The sequence below is a fragment of the Nonomuraea sp. NPDC049784 genome (assembly GCF_040659615.1).
Lineage (GTDB): Bacteria > Actinomycetota > Actinomycetes > Streptosporangiales > Streptosporangiaceae > Nonomuraea.
In genome coordinates this window covers 1-3,223 of the sequence record NZ_JBFAMX010000881.1, presented here as the reverse complement: position 1 = coordinate 3,223, position 3,223 = coordinate 1, and the positions used below count along the sequence as shown (strand labels likewise).

Below are 3,223 nucleotides of genomic sequence, written 5' to 3'. Positions count from 1 at the left end.
TCTCCATGGCCACCTTGGTCGGCAGCTGCGCGGCCAGCCGGAACGCGCCGCCCGCGCCCGCGATGATGCCGCGCTTCACCTCCGGCAGCCCGAACCGGGCCGTCTCGGCGGCCACCACCAGGTCGGCCCACAGGGCGATCTCGGTGCCGCCGCCGAGCGCGAACCCGTTGACGGCGGCGACGACCGGCTTGGCGATCGGATGCGTCACGCACCCGGCGAAGCCCCAGTGCGGCTTGAAGCCCTCGGTGGAGAACTCCCCGCGGGCCACCGCCTTGAGGTCGGCGCCGGCGCAGAACGCCTTGTCCCCGGCCCCGGTCAGGACCACGGCCCGGATCGCGGTGTCCGCGTCGGCCTCGTCCAGGGCCTCGCCGACGGCGCGGGTCAGCTCCGCGTTCACCGCGTTGCGCACCTCGGGCCGGTTCAACGTGATCAACATGACGTGGTCGCGGCGCTCGACGAGCGCGGCGGGCTCACCCATGGTCAACTCCTTCAGATGGTTCTTCCAGCACGCCCGCCTCGATGAGCGTCTGGATCTCCGGCTCGGCCAGGCCGAGCAGCTTCGTCGCCACCAACCGGGTGTGCTCCCCCGCCAGGGGCGCCGGGCGCAGCTCCGGGTCGGCCACCCCGCGGAAGATCGACGGGCCGTTCTCGGTCAGCATCGAGTGCTCGATGTACGGGTGGCGCATCTCGCGCAGGAATCCGCGCGCGGTGAGCTGGGGGTCGTCGAGGTACTCAATGACGCGCTGCATCATCCCGGCCGGCACGCCGGCCGCCTGCAGGCGTTCCATGGCCTCGCGAGGCGGCGTGGCCGAAGTCCACACGGTCACGGCGGCGTCGACGAGCTCTCGGTGCGCGCGGCGGCCCGCGGCGGTGGCCAGCCGAGCGTCGGCGAGCAGGTCGGCCCGGCCGATGACGCCGCACAGGCTCTGCCACTGCTCGTCGCCCTCGACGCTCACCACACACCACTCGTCGTCGCCCGCGCACGGATAGACGCCCTGAGGCGCGTCCCACTCCCCCGTGTTGCCGTGGGCCGTGAACGTGCCGGGCTCCAGCGACTCGCGCAGGAAACTCGTGGACAGCTGGGTGAGGATGGTCTCGGCCTGGGAGACGCTGACCGTGCCGCCCGTCCCGCTACGCCGCCGCTGGATCAGCGTGGCCAGCACGGCGACGGCGCCGACCCGCGCGGCGATGTGATCCGGGTAGATGGTGATCGCGTCGCAGAACCCGGCTTCGACGCCGGTGTCACGCCAGAGCCCGGTCAGCCCGGTGGAGGCGCGCACGAGGGGACCGTAGCCCATGCGCCGGCTCCACGGCCCGGTCGAGCCCAGGGCACTGCTGTCGGCCATGATGATCCGCGGGTTCAGCTCGCTGATGATGTCGTAGCCGAGCCCCAGCGACTCCAAGGTGCCGGGCTTGAAGTTGGACAGGATCACGTCGGACTCGGCGGCGAGCCGCTTGAAGAGCTCCAGGCCCTCGGGCGAGCGGAGGTTGATCCCGGCGCTGAGCTTGTTGCGGTGGCCCCAGGCGAAGCCGACGCTGATGGTCTCGCCGGTCAGCGACTGCCGGCCGCCGTCCGGGTAGGCCCGGCTCTCGATCTTGATGACTTCGGCGCCCTGGTCGGCCAGCAGCCGGCCGAGCTCGGCGCCGACCACGATGACCCCGAGGTCCAGCACCCGCAGCCCCTCCAGGGGCCGCCGCCGGGGAGCGGCGTCCGGCGTCGCGGGCGCGGCGGGGATCGGCTCGGCGAAGACCTCGTCGTTGTGCTCGCCCACCTCGGGGGCCCGGCGCCGGAACCCGGCTCGTACGCCGTTCAGCTCGACGTACCCGGACGGCACGCGCCCGGTCAGCCCGGGGGCGATCTCGGCGTCGAGCAGCCCTCCCCGTGCGAGGAAGTGCGGGCTGGTGAGCACCTCGCCGGGGCCGAGCAGCGCCGCGATCGGCACGCCGCGCTCCTGGCCCTGGGCGACGAGCTCGTCCCTGGTCTTGTCCTTGAACAGGTCGCCGATCAGGGCGTGCAGCCGCTCGGTGGCGCCGTACCGGCCCGCGAGGGTCTCGTACTTGGGGTCGGCGAACTCCTCGGGCTCGCCCAGCCAGCCGAACATCCCCCGCCACTGCCGCTTGGCCAGCACGCAGATCCGCACGTATCCGTCGGCGCACGGGAAGATCGGGTAGAGGTTGCCTGCGTCAGGACGGCCGCGCGGCAGTTTCGTAGCCGGCACGCCGCCGGTCGCCGAGCCGCCGATGCCGAAGCCCGGGTCCAGGACCTGGGCGGTCATCTCGTACACCGAGCAGTCCACGTGGTCGCCACGCCCGGTATCGAGCCGGTTCACGTACGCCAGCAGGCCCGCCCACGCCGCCTGGACGGCCGCCGACTCGTACGCCAGCGGGCCGGGCGGCACGACCGGCCCGCGGCCGGGGATGCCGGAACGCGACAGCACACCGCCGAGCGCCAGGTGCGTCCAGTCGGAGCCGACCCAGTCCCGGTACGGACCGCTCTGCCCGAAGTCGGTGATCGAGATGACCACGAGGGCGGGGTTGCGGGCGAGCAGCGCGTCCGCACCCAGGCCGAGCCCGTCGAGGGTGCCGGGCCGTTCGGTCTCGATGAGGAAGTCGGCCCCGGCGGCGAGGCCCAGGAGCCGGTCGCGGTCGGCGGGGTCGTGCAGGTCCAGCGTGATGCCGCGTTTGCCGGCGTTGTGGGTGGCGAAGTAGAGGCTCACACCGTCGTGCAGCGGCTCCCGCCGCCGGGTCGCCGCGCCCCCGGGCGGCTCGACGCGGATGACGTCGGCTCCGAGGTCGGCGAGGAACCGGCCGCACATCTCGGCCTTGCCGTCGGCCAAGTCGATGACACGGAGACCGGCGAGGGGAAGACCCCCGGCTGCGGGCATGGTGAATCACCCCAACTACGTGAAGGGCGTGCGCGGAGTACGCCAGACGTGACCTGTCCCGCGCGTCAGAGGGGCCCGTGCCTCAGATCGGCGCGTCCGGATTGTTAATGACAGGTTTCCTGAGGCGAGAATGCCATGACGATTCCGGTCTGAAAACGTCCGAATCGGCAACGTGGCACGCGTCCCAATCGGCAATGTGCGCGGCCCGGAGGGACGTCGGGCGGCATCGGACATCCCGTCGAACCCGTGCCAGACGCGGAGTGTCCTCCAGCGGGAAGACGGGCAGGCCGCGGAGCCGCCTGGACAACGCGCCCCTCGGCCCCAGGCGCGTCCCGAGG

General features: G+C 72.6%; 2 protein-coding genes. Both read right to left on the bottom strand.

Translation table 11 applies throughout. The annotated features are described in order from the left end of the window. Positions 1 to 478: enoyl-CoA hydratase-related protein (locus AB0J09_RS60340; RefSeq protein ID WP_360712814.1), on the bottom strand; the 478-nt coding region annotated here is incomplete at its 3' end. Next, a complete protein-coding gene (locus AB0J09_RS60335; protein ID WP_360712811.1) occupies positions 471 to 2,885 on the bottom strand; it encodes a CoA transferase in 2,415 nt (804 codons plus the stop codon). The genes AB0J09_RS60340 and AB0J09_RS60335, both read right to left, overlap by 8 nt. Positions 2,886 to 3,223 lie beyond the last annotated feature (338 nt).